The sequence below is a fragment of the Streptomyces fructofermentans genome (genome assembly GCF_014651055.1).
GTDB classification, from domain to species: domain Bacteria; phylum Actinomycetota; class Actinomycetes; order Streptomycetales; family Streptomycetaceae; genus Streptomyces; species Streptomyces fructofermentans.
On the sequence record NZ_BMWD01000001.1, the window covers coordinates 477770 to 495642 of the forward strand.

The 17873-nt window shown below is 72.8% G+C and carries 10 protein-coding genes; 7 read left to right on the forward strand and 3 right to left on the reverse strand.

Translation table 11 applies throughout. The features are described 5' to 3' along the window. Positions 1-88 precede the first annotated feature (88 nt). The 5 genes from IE265_RS01985 to moeZ all read left to right on the forward strand — a co-directional run bounded on the left by IE265_RS01985 (position 89) and on the right by moeZ (position 6914). Positions 89-2041: a DUF3492 domain-containing protein gene (locus IE265_RS01985; protein WP_190033502.1), complete on the forward strand. Its 1953-nt coding sequence runs from the start codon at positions 89-91 to the stop codon at positions 2039-2041. 641 nt (positions 2042-2682) lie between these two features. Further along, on the forward strand, positions 2683-3825 hold the full coding sequence (locus IE265_RS39455; protein WP_229915997.1) for a hypothetical protein: 1143 nt from the start codon (positions 2683-2685) through the stop codon (positions 3823-3825). Between the two features lie 150 nt (positions 3826-3975). Next, positions 3976-4935 carry an NAD-dependent epimerase/dehydratase family protein gene (locus tag IE265_RS01995; RefSeq protein WP_190033503.1) on the forward strand — a complete coding sequence of 320 codons (960 nt, stop codon included), beginning with the start codon at positions 3976-3978 and terminating at the stop codon, positions 4933-4935. Next, entirely contained in the window at positions 4923-5672 is a 750-nt protein-coding gene (locus IE265_RS02000; RefSeq protein WP_190033504.1) for a spherulation-specific family 4 protein, read from the forward strand. The genes IE265_RS01995 and IE265_RS02000 overlap by 13 nt, the downstream gene beginning before the upstream one ends. A gap of 63 nt (positions 5673-5735) precedes the next feature. Further along, positions 5736-6914 (forward strand): adenylyltransferase/sulfurtransferase MoeZ, encoded by a 1179-nt coding sequence (gene moeZ / locus IE265_RS02005; protein WP_190033505.1) that lies wholly within the window; start codon positions 5736-5738, stop codon positions 6912-6914. Between the two features lie 113 nt (positions 6915-7027). On the opposite strand, the gene IE265_RS02010 is transcribed toward moeZ, so the two are convergent. The 3 genes from IE265_RS02010 to IE265_RS02020 form a co-directional block, all read right to left on the reverse strand. Then, positions 7028-8575, reverse strand: a complete 1548-nt coding sequence (locus tag IE265_RS02010) for an alpha/beta hydrolase (protein WP_190033506.1) — start codon at positions 8573-8575, stop codon at positions 7028-7030. A gap of 192 nt (positions 8576-8767) precedes the next feature. Continuing rightward, positions 8768-10321: an alpha/beta hydrolase gene (locus IE265_RS02015; protein WP_190033507.1), complete on the reverse strand. Its 1554-nt coding sequence runs from the start codon at positions 10319-10321 to the stop codon at positions 8768-8770. 73 nt (positions 10322-10394) lie between these two features. Further along, entirely contained in the window at positions 10395-13364 is a 2970-nt protein-coding gene (locus tag IE265_RS02020; protein ID WP_190033508.1) for a lysylphosphatidylglycerol synthase transmembrane domain-containing protein, read from the reverse strand. A 185-nt stretch (positions 13365-13549) separates the two neighbouring features. On the opposite strand from IE265_RS02020, the gene IE265_RS02025 reads away from it, so the two are divergent. Both IE265_RS02025 and IE265_RS02030 read left to right on the forward strand, forming a co-directional pair. Then, the gene (locus tag IE265_RS02025; RefSeq protein ID WP_308434764.1) at positions 13550-13915 is read left to right on the forward strand and encodes an MGMT family protein; all 366 of its coding nucleotides are present in this window, start codon (positions 13550-13552) and stop codon (positions 13913-13915) included. Between the two features lie 307 nt (positions 13916-14222). Continuing rightward, a complete protein-coding gene (locus tag IE265_RS02030; RefSeq protein ID WP_190033510.1) occupies positions 14223-17846 on the forward strand; it encodes an ATP-dependent helicase in 3624 nt (1207 codons plus the stop codon). Positions 17847-17873: the final 27 nt, after the last annotated feature.

Genomic DNA, 17873 nt, shown 5'->3' on the forward strand with positions numbered 1-17873 from the left:
CCCCCACCGCCATGTCCGCATACGTTCGTCCCGCTGCGAGCCGCCGGGTCAACGGCGGCTCCCCATACGGGAGATCGGGGGTGCGCGGGTGCGCATCGGACTGCTTACGGAGGGTGGCTATCCGTATGTGAGCGGTGAGGCCAGACTCTGGTGCGACCGGCTCGTGCGCGGGCTCGGGCAGCACGCGTTCGACATCTACGCGCTCAGCCGCAGCGAACAGCAGGAGGACGAGGGCTGGGTCCAGCTCCCGCCGCAGGTCAGCCGGGTGCGCACCGCGCCGCTGTGGACGGCGGAGGACGACGGCGCAGCACACGGGCGCCGAGCGCGGCGCCGCTTCGCCGAGCACTACGGGGACCTGGCGCGAGCCGTCTGCGCGGGGGACTCGGCCGGGAGCGCGACGGCCGGAGGCATCCCGGGGGACACGTCCGAAGAGGTGGCGGACCGTTTCGGCAGCGCGCTGTACGGGCTCGCCGAGCTGGCCCGCGAAGAGGGCGGCCTCGTCGGCGCCCTGCGCTCCGAGACCGCCGTGCGCGCCCTGGAACGCGCCTGCCGCGCGCCCGGCGCCCTGCGTGCCGCGCGCGGCGCCCGCGTACCGGATCTGCTCTCCGTCGCGTCCCAGGTCGAACGCACCCTGAGACCGCTCTCGCTCGACTGGTACGAGGACGACGGTCTCGGTTCGGTCGACCTGTGCCACGCGACGTCCGGAGGGCCCGCCGCCCTGCCGGGACTGCTCGCGCGGCACTTCTCGGGCGTACCGCTGCTGGTCACCGAGTACGGCGTACAACTGCGGGCGCACTACCTGGGCGCGCACGAGGACCCGGAGGGGCGCACGACGCCCGCCCCGGCGCGGGCGCTGCTCGCCGCTTTCCACGGACGGCTGGCCGCCGAGACGTACCGGCAGGCCGCCGTCGTCACCCCCGGCAACACGCACGCCCGCCGCTGGCAGGAGCGCTGCGGCGCCGACCGCGCGAAGATCCGCACGGTCTATCCCGGCATGGAGGCGTCCCGCTTCGCGCACGTCGGGGAGGGCGCCGAGCACGCAGACCCGGACACCCTGGTGTGGGTGGGCCGCATCGAACCCGCCAAGGACCTGGTCTCCCTGCTGCACGCCTTCGCGGAGGTCCGCGCCGAGGAGCCGAAGGCACGGCTGCGGATCGTCGGCGCACCCGCCGACGGGCCCGAGGGCGAGACCTATCTGGCGCACTGCCGCGCCCTGGCCGCACGGCTCTTCCCCGACGAGACGGAGGGCGTCCACGCCGTCGGCGACAACCCCGTCTCCTTCGAGGCCATCGGCGGGCCCGAGGTGTCCACCCTCCCCGAGGCCTACACGGCCGGCGCCGTCGTCGTACTGTCCAGCGTCGTCGAGGGCTTCCCCATCAGCCTCATCGAGGCGATGTTCTGCGGACGCCCCACGGTGTCCACGGACGTCGGAGCCGTCGTCGAGGTCATCGGCGGTACGGGTCTGGTGGTGCCGCCACGCGATCCGCGGGCGCTCGCCGAAGCGTGCGTCGCCCTGCTGCGCGATCCCGAGCGCCGTGCGCGCCTGGGCGCGGCGGCACGCGCACGCGCGCTCGAACTGTTCACCGTCGAGCAGAACATCACGGCATTTCACAGCATTTACCTCGACATCGTCTCGCGCTGTCCGGTACAGCGCGTCGTCGTCGACGACGCGGGCGAACCCCTGCCGTTCGCCGTACCCGCCGAGGCGCATGTGCCGGGCCGTTGGGCGGAGTCGGGTCGATGGGCCGAGTCGGGCCGATGGGCCGAGTCGGGGACGCGGCTTGGCGCCGGGCGACCCCCTGGCTGGGCGGCGGGCCCGCCCGTACGGGGCGTACCGCTCGACCCCGACCCGTACGACATGCCGGCCGCGTCGGACCCAGGGGTGGCCGCGGTGGCCGCGGGTGCGGCGGGTGCGGGTGCGGGTGCGGGTGCGCTGGGCGAGTCGGATGTCTCGGGAGTCTCGGGCGTTGAGGACGCGATGGCGTCGGCGGCCTCGGACGTGTCGGACGCGCGCGTGCCGGCGGGGGAGGGTGCGCGGTGAACGCACGACGGGGCGCAGACGTGGAACGGCCTTCCGCGCCGGGAGGTGCGGGGGAGTCCGAGGCCGCCGGGCCTGCCGGTGCCGCCGGAGCAGTCGGGGCCGTTGAAGAGCCGGGTGGGCGTGGGGAGTTCGAGGGGCGCGCGGAACCCGGCGAGGTCGGGGAGCACCGGGAGGCCGCCGAACCGGCCGGACCCGCCGAAGTCGTCGGACCCTCCGAACTGGCTGGACCCTCCGAACTGGCCGGACCCGGCGAAGCCGTCGGACCGGCCGGGTCCGCTGAGGCCTCCGGCCCCGCCGACCGTGACGGTTGCGGCGAGCGCGGCGAGCGCGGCGAATTCGAGAACCTCGAGGACATCCAGAGCCTCGAGGACGCCCAGAGCCTCGAGGACGCCCAGAACTTCGACGACATCGGGAACTCGGACGCCGAGGTGGGCGAGACACGCGTCGTGGACGTCCGGCCGGGCGAGACACGCGTGGTCGACGTGCGGCTCGGAGAGTCGAGAGTGGAGGACGCGCCGCTCGCCGGAGCGCCAGCCGCGGTCCCCGGGCCACGCGACGCCCACGCGGCGGAGCGGGAGACCCGCGCATGGGAACAGGACGTCCTCGCGGGGGCGCGGAACGCCGTACCCGGGTCGTCCCACCTGCTCTCCGGCATCGAGGACGCCACGCCCGCCGGTTCCGGCTCCTCGGCCCGACGCGGCGGCGCCGACCCCGTGAAGGCCCTGATGGAGCGCCACCGTGAACTCTGCGAACGGGCCGTGGACCCCCTGGAGATCGCCGCGGGCCTGGAGGCGCACGGCGTGACCGACCGGACCGCCACCCGGTTCCGGCACCGGGACGTCTTCTCGCTCGCCGAGGAGATGTACGCACGCGTCCCCCGCGCGGCCGAGACCGAACCGCGAACCGAGACGCCCGGCTCCTCCGGGACCCGCGCCGACTGGGCCCTGCTCGCACTGCTCCCCGGCGCGCTGTGCGCCGCTGTCGTGGCCGGACTGCGGCTCACGGAGGGCCGGCCACGCCTCGCGGTGACCGTCGTCGGGGTGTTCGCCGTCAGCCTCGGCCTGCGCGCCGCCCTGCGACGGGGACCCCTGCACGCCACCCGCGCCTGGTACCCGACAGCGGCCACCCGCGCCTGGACCTACTGGCTGGTGGCCTACGCGCTCCTCGGCGAAGGCCTGCTCGTCACCGGTATCGACGGCGGCCCCGAGGGACTGCCGACCGGAGGCTCCGGCAGCCCCTGGCCGATCGCCCTGGCCCCGGTACTGGCACTCGCCCTGGCCTGCGCGCCCGCCGCCTGGTTCGCCCAACTCTTCGCCGTACGCGCCCGGCACCGCCTCGCCGCCAGCCGCGGCCTGGAGGAGTTCGCCTCCTCCGTGCGCCCCCTGCTCCTCGGCGCGGTCGGACTCTTCCTCTGCGCCCTGGCCGGACTCCTCGCCCTCTGCGCGGCGGTACTCGACGAGCCCGCCCCCTACGCGGCGACCTGCGCGCTCGGCGCACTCCTCCTGCTCGCCCGCCTCCTCACCGTGCACGGCTACACGCACGCGCCCGCCATCGCCCTGGCCGTCGCGGGCACCGCCGAGACCGCCGCGCTCGTCAGCGTCTTCGCCGGACGCGTGCCCGGCTTCTCGGCGCCGGCCGTGCCCGTGCGGACGCTGACCGACGCCTGGGGCCCGGGCGCCCTGCCCGCCCTCGTGTGCGGGGCCGCGGCGCTCCTCCTCCTCGCCCACGCGGCCAGGACCCTCACCAGGGCATCCGCCCACGCGACGCACGGCGACACACCGTGAGCCGCCCCCTCCGCCCGGCGTGCGCGCCGAGCCCCTTCCTTCCCGCGGGGCCGACACCGCGGGCCTTCCGTACGACCCACGGCAACACCCTGAAGGAGAAAGCCAGATGATCACCCTCCGCATCGGAGAATCCGCCCCGGGAGCCGCCCGATGAGGGTGCTGCTGATCGGAGCCAACGGATACCTCGGCCGCTTCGTCGCCGACCGTCTCCTCGCCGACCCCGCCGTCCAGCTCACCGCGCTCGGCCGGGGTGACGACGCCGACGTGCGCTTCGACCTCGCGAGCGGCAGCCCCGGCGCGCTCACCCGTTTCCTGGACGCGGTGCACCCCGGTGTCGTCGTCAACTGCGCCGGCGCCACCCGCGGCGGTGCCCGCGAGCTGACCCGGCACAACACGGTCGCCGTCGCCACCGTCTGCGAGGCGCTGCGGCGCAGTGGCTGCGGAGCCCGCCTCGTGCAGCTCGGCTGCGGCGCCGAGTACGGGCCCAGCCAGCCCGGCTCCTCCACCGCCGAGGACGCGGTGCCCCGCCCGGGAGGCCCGTACGGCGTCAGCAAGCTCGCCGCGACCGAACTGGTCCTCGGCTCCGGCCTGGACGCCGTCGTCCTGCGCGTGTTCTCGCCCGCGGGACCGGGCACCCCGGCGGGCTCCCCCCTCGGCCGCCTGGCCGAGGCCATGCGCCGCGCCATGCAGTCCGGCGACGGCGAACTCAAACTCGGCGGCCTCGGCGTCCAACGCGACTTCATCGACGTGCGGGACGTCGCCCGCGCCGTGCACGCCGCCTCCCTGTCCGCCGCGCAGGGCGTCATCAACATCGGCTCAGGGCGCGCCGTACGCCTTCGCGACGCCGCCAGTGTCCTGGCGCGCGTCGCCGGATACGGCGGAGCACTGCACGAACTGGACGGACCGCCCAACCCGCTGCGGCCGTCCATCGGCCACCCCCGCTCCGAATCGGAGCACACGGCACCGGCCGCGTACCCGTACCCGGACGGCTGCGGCAGTTGGCAGCAGGCCGACGTGCGCACGGCACGCGACCGGCTCGGCTGGCGGCCCCGGATCAACCTCGAGGAGTCACTCGCCGACATCTGGATGGAGGCGGCATGTCGTATCTGACGCGCGCCGCCACGGAGTCGCGGAGCACGGACCTGGGCCTCGGCTTCGGCGTACCCGGCTACGCGCACCCGCTTCTCGCCCCCCTTGAATGGGGCGGACTGACCCGCCCCGGAACGCCCCTGCGGTGGGTCGCCCTGAACGTCGCGGACGGACCCGGCACCCGGCCCGACCCCCACTGCCTGGAAGCCGCCGGACGGCTGCGCAACGGAGGAGTCCGGGTACTCGGCCACCTGGATGTGACGTACGGGGCACGTCCCTTCGGCGAACTCGTCTCCGAGGCACGCCGCTATCTCGACTGGTACCGCGTCGACGGCTTCCTTCTGGACCGCTGTCCCACGGAGCGGACCGCGCTCCCCGAGATCCGGCGCACGGCCGCCGCCCTGCGCGGGCTGCTCGGCGGGGGCCATCTCGTCCTCGGCCACGGCACCCATCCGTATCCCGGATACGCCGAGACCGCCGACCAGTTGGTGACCTTCGCCGGGCCCTGGGGCGACTACCGCTGGTCGCAGGTGGCCGAGTGGACCGCCGAGTACCCGCCCGAGCGGTTCTGCCACTTCGTGCACAGCGTGCCGCGCAGGCATCTCGACGAGGCGCTGCGCGTCGCCCGCTGGCAGGGCGCCTCGACGATCTACTTCACCGACCGCACGGATCAGGGCGGTTCGGTCGATCCCTGGGCGTCCCTGCCCGGCTACTGGGACGACATCGTCTCGCGGATCGGAACGGGTGTCTCGGAATGAAGAAGGGCGTGGCAGTGTTACGGGGAGAACAATTGTAGTGATTGACCGACCAACGGAGTCCCCGTGTCGCTGCCACCCCTGGTCGAGCCAGCTGCTGAGCTCACCGTAGACGAGGTCCGCAGGTACTCCCGCCACCTGATCATCCCCGACGTGGGCATGGACGGGCAGAAGCGGCTGAAGAACGCCAAGGTGCTGTGTGTGGGCGCCGGCGGCCTGGGCTCGCCGGCGCTGATGTACCTGGCCGCCGCGGGCGTGGGCACGCTCGGCATCGTGGAGTTCGACGAGGTCGACGAGTCGAACCTGCAGCGCCAGATCATCCACAGCCAGGCGGACATCGGCCGCTCCAAGGCCGCGTCGGCCCGCGACAGCGTCCTCGGCATCAACCCGTACGTGAACGTGGTCCTGCACGAAGAGCGGCTCGAAGCCGAGAACGTGATGGACATCTTCAGCCAGTACGACCTGATCGTCGACGGCACGGACAACTTCGCGACCCGCTACCTGGTCAACGACGCGTGCGTGCTGCTCAACAAGCCGTACGTCTGGGGCTCGATCTACCGCTTCGACGGCCAGGCCTCGGTCTTCTGGTCCGAGCACGGACCCTGCTACCGCTGCCTGTACCCGGAGCCCCCGCCGCCGGGCATGGTCCCCTCCTGCGCCGAGGGCGGCGTCCTCGGCGTGCTCTGCGCGTCGATCGGCTCCATCCAGGTCAACGAGGCCATCAAGCTCCTCGCCGGCATCGGTGAGCCGCTCGTCGGCCGACTGATGATCTACGACGCGCTGGAGATGCAGTACCGGCAGGTCAAGGTCCGCAAGGACCCCGACTGCGCGGTCTGCGGCGAGAACCCCACCGTCACCGAGCTCATCGACTACGAGGCCTTCTGCGGCGTCGTGTCCGAGGAGGCCCAGGAGGCGGCCGCCGGCTCGACGATCACTCCCAAGCAGCTCAAGGAGTGGATCGACGACGGCGAGAACATCGAGATCATCGACGTCCGCGAGGTCAACGAGTACGAGATCGTCTCGATCCCCGGCGCGAAGCTGATCCCGAAGAACGAGTTCCTCATGGGCACCGCCCTGGAGGGACTCCCGCAGGACAAGAAGATCGTGCTGCACTGCAAGACGGGTGTCCGCAGCGCGGAGGTCCTCGCCGTCCTCAAGTCGGCAGGATTCTCTGACGCCGTGCACGTGGGCGGCGGCGTGATCGGCTGGGTCAACCAGATCGAGCCGGAGAAGCCCGTCTACTAATCGGACGCGCCCTCCTGGACGAACGTCTCCTTCGAAGAACGGGCTCGGCACCTCGCGTGCCGGGCCCTTCTTCGTCGCCCGGGGCGGGTTCCGCCCCGGGGCCCGCGTGGGGTTCAGGAGGCGCAGACCTTGTTGTCGTCCGGCACCTTGCCGTCCAGCAGGTACTCGTCCACCGTGTCGTCGACGCAGTCGCTCCCGCTCCCGTACGCCCCGTGGCCCTCGCCCTTCCACGTGAGGTGGACACCGACGCCCTTGCCGAGCTCGTCCGCCATCTTGCGGGCGCCCTCGTACGGTGTCGCCGGGTCGCCGGTGTTGCCCACCACCAGGATGGGTTCCGCACCGGGCGCGCTCACCTCCGGGTTCTCGAACTGTCCGGGCACCGGCCAGTCGTGGCACCAGCCGGCCGTGTCCCAGCCCATCGACTCGCCGAACACGGGGGAGATCTTCCGGAACTCGGGGAGCAGGCGCTTCGCCTCCTCGGCCGTCGGCCGCTCCTTGTCGTCCAAGCACGATATGACCCGCTGGGAATGCGTCGTCGTGCCGTAGCGGCCCGACGGGTCACGGTCGTTGTAGCCGTCGGCCTGCACGAGCAGTTCCGTGCCGTCGCCGCTCTGCGCCGCTTCGAGCGCGCTGGTGAGGGCGGGCCAGGACGACTTGCTGTAGAGCGGGTACACGATGCCGGTGAGGGCGAGCTGCTGGGTGAGCACCCGGCCGCTCGACGTGGGCAGAGGCTCGGCGTCGATCCGCTCCAGGAGGTCCACGATCTTCCGCGAACCCTCCTCGGGATTCTGGCCCGCCGCCTTGAGGTAGTCCTCGAGAGCCCGCTGGAAGCCCTTGGCCTGGTTCTTGGCGTGACCGACCATGCCCGCGCTCGGGTCGACGACCGCGTCCAGGACCAGGCGGCCCACCCGCCCGGGGAACAAGTGGGCGTACACGCCGCCCAGTTCGGTGCCGTACGAGATGCCGAAGTAGTGCAGTCTCTCGTCGCCGAGGACGTGCCTCATCAGGTCCATGTCCCGGGCGGTGTCGGTCGTCGAGACGTGCTCCATGAGCTTGCCGGCGGACTTCCGGCAGCCCTTGCCGAAGTCGACGGCGTCCTTCAGGTACGTGCTCTGCTCGGCGGCGGTGTCCGGTGTCGTGTCGACGGCCTCGGCGGCTTCGATCTCCTTGTCGCCGCGGCAGCGCACGCCCTCGCTCGCGGCGACCCCGCGCGGGTCCCAGCTGACGAGGTCGTACCGCTCGTGGAGCTTCGCGAACGTGGGCCCGTACGGGGGCAGGTAGTCGACGCCGGAGCCGCCCGGGCCACCGAAGTTGAACAGCAGGGAGCCGACGCGCTCGCCCGAGGAGCCGCTCGACTCGCTGCGGATCAGCGCGAGGCCCATGGTCTCGCCGGCGGGCTTCGCCCAGTCCACGGGTGTCCTGAGCGTCGCGCACCGCCACTCACCGCCCGGCGCGGGACCTGTGGCGGTGGCCTTGCAGCGGTTCCAGTCGAGCTTCTGCGAGGTCAGGGAGGCCGGCAGCCCCGGAGTCGTGACGGTCGGCTTCGAGGCCGAGGGGCCGCTCCCGTCCCCGCTCTTGTCGTCGTCCCCGGACGATCCGCTGCAGCCGGCCATCAGCAACGCGGTCGCCACCAGAGCCGCGCACCGTGCGAAACGCGCCATGAGCACTCCCCCCTCGCGATGTCCTCCGCCGGATGTCGCGGATGACAGTCAGGCCATACTAGGCGGATCTCCGAAACCGGGTTCCTGGCCTGTGGATAAGTCCCTGACCTGCACTTACGCGAGTGCGGATGAGTGGGCAAGGGTGCTTCGCGGAGCGGCCGCGGGCGTTCCGGAGGGGCCGAACCCGCCCTCTCAGGTGCAGACCTTGCCGCTCGGCGGGACCTCGCCCTCCAGCAGATAGCCGTCCACGGCCTGCCGTACGCACTTGCTTCCGCTGTCGTAGGAGCCGTGCCCCTGCCCCTTGTACGTCAGCTCGACCCCGACTCCCGGGCCCAGCGCCTCCACCATCTTGCGGGTGCCCTCGTAGGGCGTCGCGGGGTCGCCCGTGTTGCCGACCACGAGGACCGGGGCGGAGCCGGGCGCGCTCACGTCCGGGTGGTCCGCCGCGCCCGCCACGGCCCAGTCCGTGCAGCCGACCATGCCCCACGCCAGGTAGTCGCCGAACACGGGGGAGGCAGCGCGGAACTCGGGGAGCCTCGCCCGCACGTCGTCGACGGTGTAGCGCGGCTTGTCGTCGGCGCAGTTGATGGAGACGTTGGCCGCGACGATGTTGCTGTACTCGCCGTCCTGGTTGCGGCCGTTCATCGCGTCCGCCAGCAGCATCAGGTCCTGGCCGTCCCCGTCGTACGCCTGCTGGAGCCCCTGCGTGAGGAACTCCCAGAAGTCCTGGGAGTACAGGGCCTGCGCGATGCCGCTGGTGGCGGCGGTCTGCGTCAGTTCCCTCGGGAAGATCCCCGGGATCGGTTTGCTGTCGAGGTCCTTGAGCAGTTTCGCGATCCGGTCCTTGACGTCCTGCGCGGTGTCGCCGATGGGGCAGTCCTCCACCTTGGTGGTGCAGTCCTCGGCGAAGTTGTCCAGCGCGCGCTGGAAGCCCCTGGCCTGCCCGAGCGAGCCCTGCTCCGGGTTCTGGGTCGGGTCGACGACCGCGTCGAAGACGGCCCGGCCGACCTTCTCGGGGAACAGGTGTGCGTACACGCCGCCGAGTTCGGTGCCGTACGAGATGCCGAAGTAGTGCAGTTCGTCGTCGCCGAGGACCTGCCGCATCAGGTCCATGTCGCGGGCCGCGTCGGTGGTGCGTACGTGCGGGAGGATCTTTCCCGAGTTGTCCTCGCAGGCCGCGTTGAAGTTCTTGGTGTTCGCCAGCAGGGTGTCGCGTTCCGCCGCGTCGTCGGGCGTTCCGTCCTGCTGGAAGTACTCGTCGAGCTGCTCGTTGTCCTCGCACTCCACGCCGTCGGAGCGGCCGACGCCGCGCGGGTCGAAGCTGACCAGGTCGTAGCGGGTGCGCAGGCGCGTGTAGTCCTGGCCGAAGGCGGGCAGGGTGGTCACCCCCGAGCCGCCGGGACCGCCGAAGTTGAAGATCAGCGAGCCGATGCGCTCGTCCTTCGGGCCGCTCGACTCGGCGCGGATCAGCGCGAGCCCGATCGTGTCGCCGTCGGGGTCGTCCCAGTCGAGCGGTGCCTTGAGGGTGGCGCACTGCCAGGTGTCGCCGTCCGGGAGGGGCGAGGGGGCGTTCCCGCCGCCCTCGGACTCCGACGGTTCCGGGCAGTCCTCCCAGCTGAGCTTCTGCGCCGTCAGGTCCTCGTCCTGCGAGTCGTCGTCACCGCTGCCGCAGCCGGCGAGAGTCGCTGCCAGCAGCACGGCGGAGACGGTCAGGGCAGCGGCGCGCAGCGGGGAAGGGTTCGGCATGATCCCATCCTGGGGCCGCCCGGGACGGGGCGCTCGGGGCGCGGTCCGTGCGGGTGAGGGCCCTGCGCGGTGCCTACAGCGCGCCCTTGCGCGTCAGGTGGTTGAAGAACAGCCATCCCGGCAGCACGGGCAGCCACAGGGTCAGGAGCCGGTAGAGGAGCACCGCGGGGGCGGCGACCTCCTTGGGGAGTCCGACGGCGATCAGGCCGACGGTGAGGGTGGCCTCGACCGCGCCCACGCCGCCCGGGGTGGGCGCGGCGGAGCCGAGCGCGTTTCCGGCGAGGAAGACGACGGCGACGCTGGCGATGCTCAGCGCGGGCATGTCCTCGCTGCCGAACGCCCTGATCGACGCGTCCAGGCACATCACGAAGCAGGCGGTCAGCAGCAGCATGCCGCCGATCCCGGTGATGAGCTTCTGCGGGCGCTGCAGGACGTCCAGCATGCGGGGTACGACACCGGCGAACAGCGACCTCACGCGCGTGACGACGAATTTCCGCAGGAACGGCACCGAGGTCACCACGAGGACGAGCACCGCGACCGTCAGCAGACCCGCGATGACGGTCCGGGACGGCGACAGGGAGGGCGTCTTCTCGGTACCGGTCAGATAGCCGAAGGCCAGCAGCATGAGGATGTGGCAGCCGAGGCCGAACAACTGCGAGGCTCCGACACTCGCCACGGCGAGCCCGGGGCGGACCCCCGAGCGCTGGAGGAACCGCGTGTTGAGGGCGACTCCGCCGACCGCCGCCGGCGCCACGATCTTCACGAACGACCCGGCGACCTGCGCGGCCACGGCCCGCATGAACGGCACGCGCTCGGGCACGAAGCCCAGCAGGCTCATGGCGGCCGCGAAGTAGCTGAGCGCCGAGAACAGGACCGCCGCGGCGACCCAGCCCCATTCGGCGTCGCTGAAGAGTCTGCCGAACTCGATGTGCGTGAGCTGGGAGAGCAGGAAGTACGCGCCGATCGCGCCCGCGATGAAGCTGATCAGCGTGCGCGGCCTGATGCGCTCCAGACGGGCCGGTTCCACCGGTGCCTGGGGTCTGATGAGCAGCACCTGGTGGCGGATCTGGGTGAGCAGGTCCTCCTCGCGCGCCTCGTCCAGGGCTTCGTCGATGGCCTGCTTCTCGGCCCGCTGCTCGGCGCGTACGGCCTTCTTGTCGGCCTTCTTGTCCGGCTTCTCCAGGGTGGGTCCGGACTTCTCGGAGAGGGCCGCGTGCTCCGCGGCACGGGCCAGCTTCGCCTGGTGCGACGCCTCCAGGACCGCCTCGCGTTCGCGCTGCGAGCGCTCCCTGGCCAGTTTCCGCAGCGTCCCGCGCGTGGCGCGCGTCAGCGCGATGGGCTGAAGCATCGGCAGGCAGTCGGCGACCACGTCGGGGCCGAGCACGCCCACGGCCGAGGCGACCGCGCGCTCGGCGCCCACCCGCAGTCCGACGGTGGTCACCAGCTGGGCGACGTCCATGCGCAGCAGCAGTTCGCCGGCGGCGATCTCGCCGTGCCGCATGTTCGTGAGGATCACCGTGCCGGAACGATCCACCAGGATCGCGTCGCCGGCGAGCCGGCGGTGCGCGATGCGCCGCGACTGCAGCGCCTGCACCTGGTGCCAGGTGTCGCGCAGCAGCTCGTCGGTGATGTCCTCCTCGGGCAGCGAGTCCAGGGTGCGGCCGCCGATGTGCTCGTAGACGAGCATCACGGCGTCCGGGCCCAGCTCGGAGGTGGCGATCAGCTTGGGCGCGTTGGCGCCGGCCGCGATGGCCGCGTAGGCGAGGAGCGCCTCCTGCTCCAGCGCCTGCCGCAGCGACTGGAGACTGCGCCGGGTCGCGAAACCACGGAGGGTCAGGTTCCGCCACGCGCGGTAGAAGAAGCCCTGGGCCTGTTGTTCCCGGTCGACGACGGTGACGTCCAGCGGTGGACCGTCCTCCAGGGTGACGAAGTACCGGCGGCCCCGGTCACCGGACTCCGTGGCGTCGGTCGTCTCCTCGCGGGCCGCGGTCACGGGGTGGAAGCCGACGTGCCGCAGTCCCGCCATGAGGGTGCGCCCGGTGGGCCGCACGTTGGGCGAGCCGACCGCGTACAGCGTTCCGTACGCGACGCTCCAGCCGATCAGGACCGTCAGGATGATCGAGAACGGCGTCGTGTAACCGGTGACCAGCATGGAGAACGCGTCGAGCAGCAGCACGACCCACAGCACCGCGCGCCAGCGTGGTCGGCGCGACATGCCGACGGCAGTCATGTACGCGATCACCGGCGCGAGATAGCCGTGCACCGGGTCGGTGAGGGCGTGCATGTCGGCCGGTGAGGGCTGGGTGAGCGCCTTCTGGATCGAGTCGGGGGCCGCCTTGGCGACCCACAGGTCCGTGGCGAGGGTCACGCCGTGGGCGAGGACCGCGGCCAGCACGCCGTCGGCGATCCGCAGCCCGTCCCGTTTGATCAGCCGTTCGATGGCGAACGCGACCGGCACGAGCAGGATCGCGATGCTCGACGCGAGCCCCGCGATCTTGATGAGCAGGTCAGGCGCCTCGTCGGTGCCCTTGTTGATGTCCTGCGCGAGCCCCGAGGTCGTGCCGTGGGCGAAGGCCGCGATCGACAGCAGGACGACGATCGCGAGGACGCCCACCAGCAGGCGCATCAGGTCGGAGGGGCGGTGCACGCGCGCGGGGAGCAGCGGTTCGTCGCCCTCGACCTCTTCGACCTGGGCGTCGTCGTCGCAGTCGTCGTCCGACCCGCCGGCCTCGTGGGATCCGCCGGACCCGTGGGATCCGCCGGACCCGTGGGATCCGCCGGCATCGTCGGACGCGCCGGACCCGTGCGACGTGCCGGACCCGGGAGGGCCGCCCCGCGTCTTCGGGCCCGTCCGCCCGTTCGCGGCCGGGTCCTCGGACCGGTCCGCCTTCGACCCGTCCGTCACCGCCCGCTCCGGGGACTTCCTGCTCAGCGCCGCGGAAGCGTCCGGAGCGGACCCTTCCGTCTCGGCGCCGGCGTCAGGGCGCGACGAAACCTCAGAGGTGCCCTCCGCGTCTTCGGGGTGCACGCCCTGCTGCTTCATCGTCTCTTCTTGATCTCGTATCACCAGTAACCGCCCGCACGATGGTGGCATGTCCCACCGACACAGGGGGGCATCAGGGTGCAATCCGGGGGCGCACAGTCTGCCTCAAGCGCTGCTCGGGGGCGAGGAATACGCACAGTCGCCGCCCCGTCACATTGTCGGTGGGGTGGGGCAGGATGGGCCGGATGAGCGAGCAGAGCCTTCCGGCGGACGCCCTGCCGGAGTACGCGGAACGAGTCCTCGACGTCGCCGAGCTGATCCCGCCCGGGCGCGTCATGACGTACGGGGACGTCGCCGAATGGCTGGAGTCGGGCGGGCCGCGCCAGGTCGGCCGGGCCATGGCCCTCTACGGAGGTGCCGTTCCGTGGTGGCGTGTCATCCGCTCGGACGGCGTGCTGCTCCCCGGCCACGAACTGGAGGCGCTGGAGCACTACCGGGCCGAGGGCACCCCCCTGAGACAGGCGGGCAGAGCCGCCGAGGGCCATCTCCCGCGCGTCGACATGAGACGGGCGCGATGGGACGGCGGCACGTGTGCGGATGGTCACACCTGACAGCTTCCGCCATGGGACGCCCGCGCGTGGCGTCGACCGCCCGTACGAGGGAAGCGGGGCACGTCCGCCGCATGCCGTACGTTCGTGATGCGGGGGACGGACGGGTCGTGAGCGAACCGGAGGAACACCGGCTTCCACCGCACCCGCAGGCGTAGCGTCGACGAGACGCATCCCGCTTCATCCCGCGGACACCGCCCTCCCCGCAGGGCGGCCCGCCCGCCCGTCGCCCGACCGGCAGCCCTCGACGGCCGGCGCGCCGCGCCGACCGTGACGAACCACAGCACACCCACCAGGACCGGCGAACCACGTGAGCTCCTCCTCCACCACCAGGCGCCTGCCGCACCCCCAGGGGCGACAGGGGGCCCGTGGCGCCTACCGACTGGTCCGTACCCCGCCGGTCCGGGTGGCTCCCCCTGAGCTGGACGCAGGGCAGCGCGCCGTGGTTGACCACGAGGGCGGTCCGCTGCTCGTCCTCGCAGGTCCGGGCACCGGGAAGACCACCACCCTCGTCGAGTCCGTCGCGGCCCGGATCGCCCGGGGCGCGGACCCCGAACGGGTCCTCGTGCTGACCTTCAGCCGCAAGGCCGCCGTGGAACTGCGCGACCGCATGGCACTGCGGATAGGAGCCGCCCGGTCGCCCAGGGCCACGACGTTCCACTCCTTCTGCTACGCCCTGGTCCGCTCCCACCAGGACAGCGAACTGTTCGTGGAGCCCCTGCGGCTGCTGTCCGGCCCCGAGCAGGACGTGGCCGTCCGGGAACTCCTCGCGGGCCAGCCCGGCCTGGAACGGCTCGGCCTCGCCCACGTCCGCTGGCCCGACGAACTGCGCGCCTGCCTGACCACACGCGGCTTCGCCGACGAGGTCCGCGCGGTGCTCGCCCGCAGCCGCGAGCTGGGACTCGGCCCCGACTCGCTCCAGGCCTTCGCACGCCGCACCGGCCGCCCCGACTGGCTCGCCGCCTCCGCGTTCCTCGCCGAGTACCTCGACGTCCTCGACATGCAGGGCGTACTCGACTACGCGGAACTGGTGCACCGGGCCGTCCTGCTCGCCCGGCGCCCCGGCGTGGCCGAACGGCTCGCCGCGCAGTACGACGCCGTCTACGTCGACGAGTACCAGGACACCGATCCCGCGCAGGTCCGCCTGCTGCACGCCCTCGCCGGCGGCGGCCGCACCCTCGTGGCCTTCGGCGACCCCGACCAGTCGATCTACGCGTTCCGCGGCGCCGACGTGAACGGCATCCTGGAGTTCCCCGACGCGTTCCCGCGCGCCGACGGCACGCCGGCGGCCGTCGAGGTCCTCGGGACGTCACGCCGCTCCGGCGCGGACCTCCTGGCCGCCACCCGGCTGCTCACCCAGCGCATGCCCCTGACCCGGCTCGCCGCCGAGAAGGTACGCGCACACCGGGAACTCGCCCCCGTACGCGGAGGGGGCCACGTCGAGGTCCACACGTACCCGACGGCCGGCACGGAACTGGACAACATCGCGGACATCCTCCGGCGCGCGCACCTGGAGGACGGCGTCCCCTGGAACGAGATGGCCGTCCTGGTGCGCGCGGGCTCCCGCACCATCCCGACGATCCGCCGCACCCTCACCGCCGCCGGAGTGCCCCTCGACATCGACGGCGACGACCTGCCCCTGCGCCACGAACCGTCCGTGGCGCCGCTCCTGACCGCGCTCAGGGCCGTGGCCGCGGCGGAACTCGGGGAGACGACGGGGGTACCGGGCGAGCCCGGAGCTCTGGAGGCCGACGGTCCCGAGGCGGTTGCCGGTTCGGAGACGGCCGAGGCTCCGGGGGCGGCCGAGGCTCCGGGGGCGGCCGAGATGGCCGAGGCTCCGGGGACGGCCGAGGCTCCGGGGGCGGTGGAGGTTCCTGGGGCGGTGGAGGTTCCGGGGACGGTCGGCGTCACGGGAGAGGCGGCCGATCCGACGGAACTCGGTGCTCCGGAGGCTGACGTTCCGGTCGATGCCGGTGCTGCGGAGGTCGGAGGTCCGGCGGATGCCGGTGCTGCGGAGGCCGAGGGTCCGGTCGAGGCCGAGAACCCGCGGCCGGAGCAGGCATGGCTCGACACCGAGACCGCGCTCACCCTCCTCGCGTCCCCGCTGGGAGGCATGGACGCCGCCGACCTGCGGCGCCTCGGCCGGGCCCTGCGCGAGGAGGAGCGCGCCGGAGGCAACCACGTACCTCCGCCCTCCGACGAACTGCTCGCGCGCGCCCTCGCCGAGCCGGAACGGCTGGTCGCCCACGACCCGTCGTACGCGCGCGGAGCACAGCGGCTCGGCGCGCTGCTGCAGAAGGCCCGCGAGCGTCTCGCGGGCGGCGGCACCGCCGAGGAGGCGCTCTGGGAGCTGTGGGACGGCACCCCCTGGCCGCAGCGACTGGAACGGGCCGCCCGGCGCGGCGGCGCCGCCGGACGCAACGCCGACCGCGACCTCGACGCCGTGTGCGCCCTGTTCGCGACGGCCTCCCGCGCCGAGGAACGCACCGGAGGCCGGGGCGCCCTCAACTTCCTGGAGGAGGTCGAGGCCCAGGACATCGCCGCCGACACCCTCACCCGCAGGGCCGTACGCCCCGACGCCGTACGCCTGATGACCGCGCACCGCTCCAAAGGCCTGGAGTGGCGCCTCGTCGTCGTCGCGGGCGTCCAGGAAGGGCTGTGGCCCGACCTGCGCCGCCGCGGCTCACTCCTGGAGGCCGACCGCATCGGACGTGACGGCCTCGCCGAACCCCTCACCCCCGGAGCGCTCCTGTCCGAGGAGCGCCGCCTGTTCTACGTGGCCGCCACGCGCGCGCGTGAACGCCTCGTCGTGACCGCCGTGAAGGCCCCCGCCGACGACGGCGACCAGCCCTCCCGCTTCCTCACCGAACTCGGCGTCGAGCCCAAGGACACGACCGGCCGCCCGCGCCGCCCCCTGTCCGTCGCCGCCCTCGTCGCCGAACTGCGCGCCACCACGGTCGACCCGCGCGTGTCGGACACCCTGCGCGATGCCGCCGCACGCCGGCTGGCCAGACTCGCGTCGCTCGGCGACGAGGACGGCCGCCCCCTCGTACCGTCCGCGCACCCCTACCGCTGGTGGGGCATGTACGACCCGACCGAGAGCAAGGTGCCGCTGCGTGACCGCGACCACCCCGTCGTGCTCTCCGGCAGCGCCCTCGACCAGCTCGCCAACACCTGCACCCTGCAGTGGTTCCTGGGGCGCGAGGTGAAGGCCGACGCGCCCGCCACCGTCGCCCAGGGCTTCGGCAACGTCGTGCACGTCCTCGCCGACGAGGTCGCCTCCGGCCGCACCCCCGCCGACCTCGCCGTCCTCATGGAACGCCTCGACTCCGTGTGGGACGCGCTCGCCTTCGACGCGCCCTGGAAGTCCGCTCAGGAGAAGGAGCACGCGCGCGTGGCGCTCGAACGCTTCCTGAAGTGGCACGTCATGGACCGCACCGGCCGCACACCGGTGGCGAGCGAGCACGACTTCGACGTCACCCTCGAAGCGGGCTCGTACGAGGTGCGCATCCGCGGCTCCATGGACCGCGTCGAGCGCGACGCGCAGGGCCGCGCGTACGTGGTCGACTTCAAGACCGGCAAGCAGGCGCCGAGCGCCGCCGACGTGGCCCACCACCCGCAGCTCGCCGTCTACCAGCTCGCCGTCCGCGAGGGAGCCGTGGACGAGGCGTTCGACGGGGAACGCCCCGAGGCGGGCGGCGCCGAACTCGTCCAGCTCCGCCAGGGCGCCCCCAAGAAGGACGGCGGCGAGACCCTGCCCAAGGTGCAGGGGCAGGAGCCGCTGGACGGGGAGTGGGTCGGCGACCTCCTCGCCACGGCCGCGGGGAAGGTCCTCGACGAGCGGTTCGGCCCGACGACCGGGCAGCACTGCACCCACTGCGCCTTCCGTGCCTCGTGCAGCGCGCGTCCGGAGGGACGGCACGTCGTGGAGTGACAGTCCGCTCACCGGCTCACCGGCTCA

Excerpts from the sequence above, each read along its gene's own strand:
- IE265_RS01995 (WP_190033503.1), top strand. The coding sequence starts at position 3,976 with ATGAGGGTGCTGCTGATCGGAGCCAACGGATACCTCGGCCGCTTCGTC.
- IE265_RS02000 (WP_190033504.1), top strand. The coding sequence starts at position 4,923 with ATGTCGTATCTGACGCGCGCCGCCACGGAGTCGCGGAGCACGGACCTG.
- IE265_RS02010 (WP_190033506.1), bottom strand. The coding sequence starts at position 8,575 with ATGGCGCGTTTCGCACGGTGCGCGGCTCTGGTGGCGACCGCGTTGCTG.
- IE265_RS02015 (WP_190033507.1), bottom strand. The coding sequence starts at position 10,321 with ATGCCGAACCCTTCCCCGCTGCGCGCCGCTGCCCTGACCGTCTCCGCC.
- IE265_RS02020 (WP_190033508.1), bottom strand. The coding sequence starts at position 13,364 with ATGAAGCAGCAGGGCGTGCACCCCGAAGACGCGGAGGGCACCTCTGAG.
- IE265_RS02025 (WP_308434764.1), top strand. The coding sequence starts at position 13,550 with ATGAGCGAGCAGAGCCTTCCGGCGGACGCCCTGCCGGAGTACGCGGAA.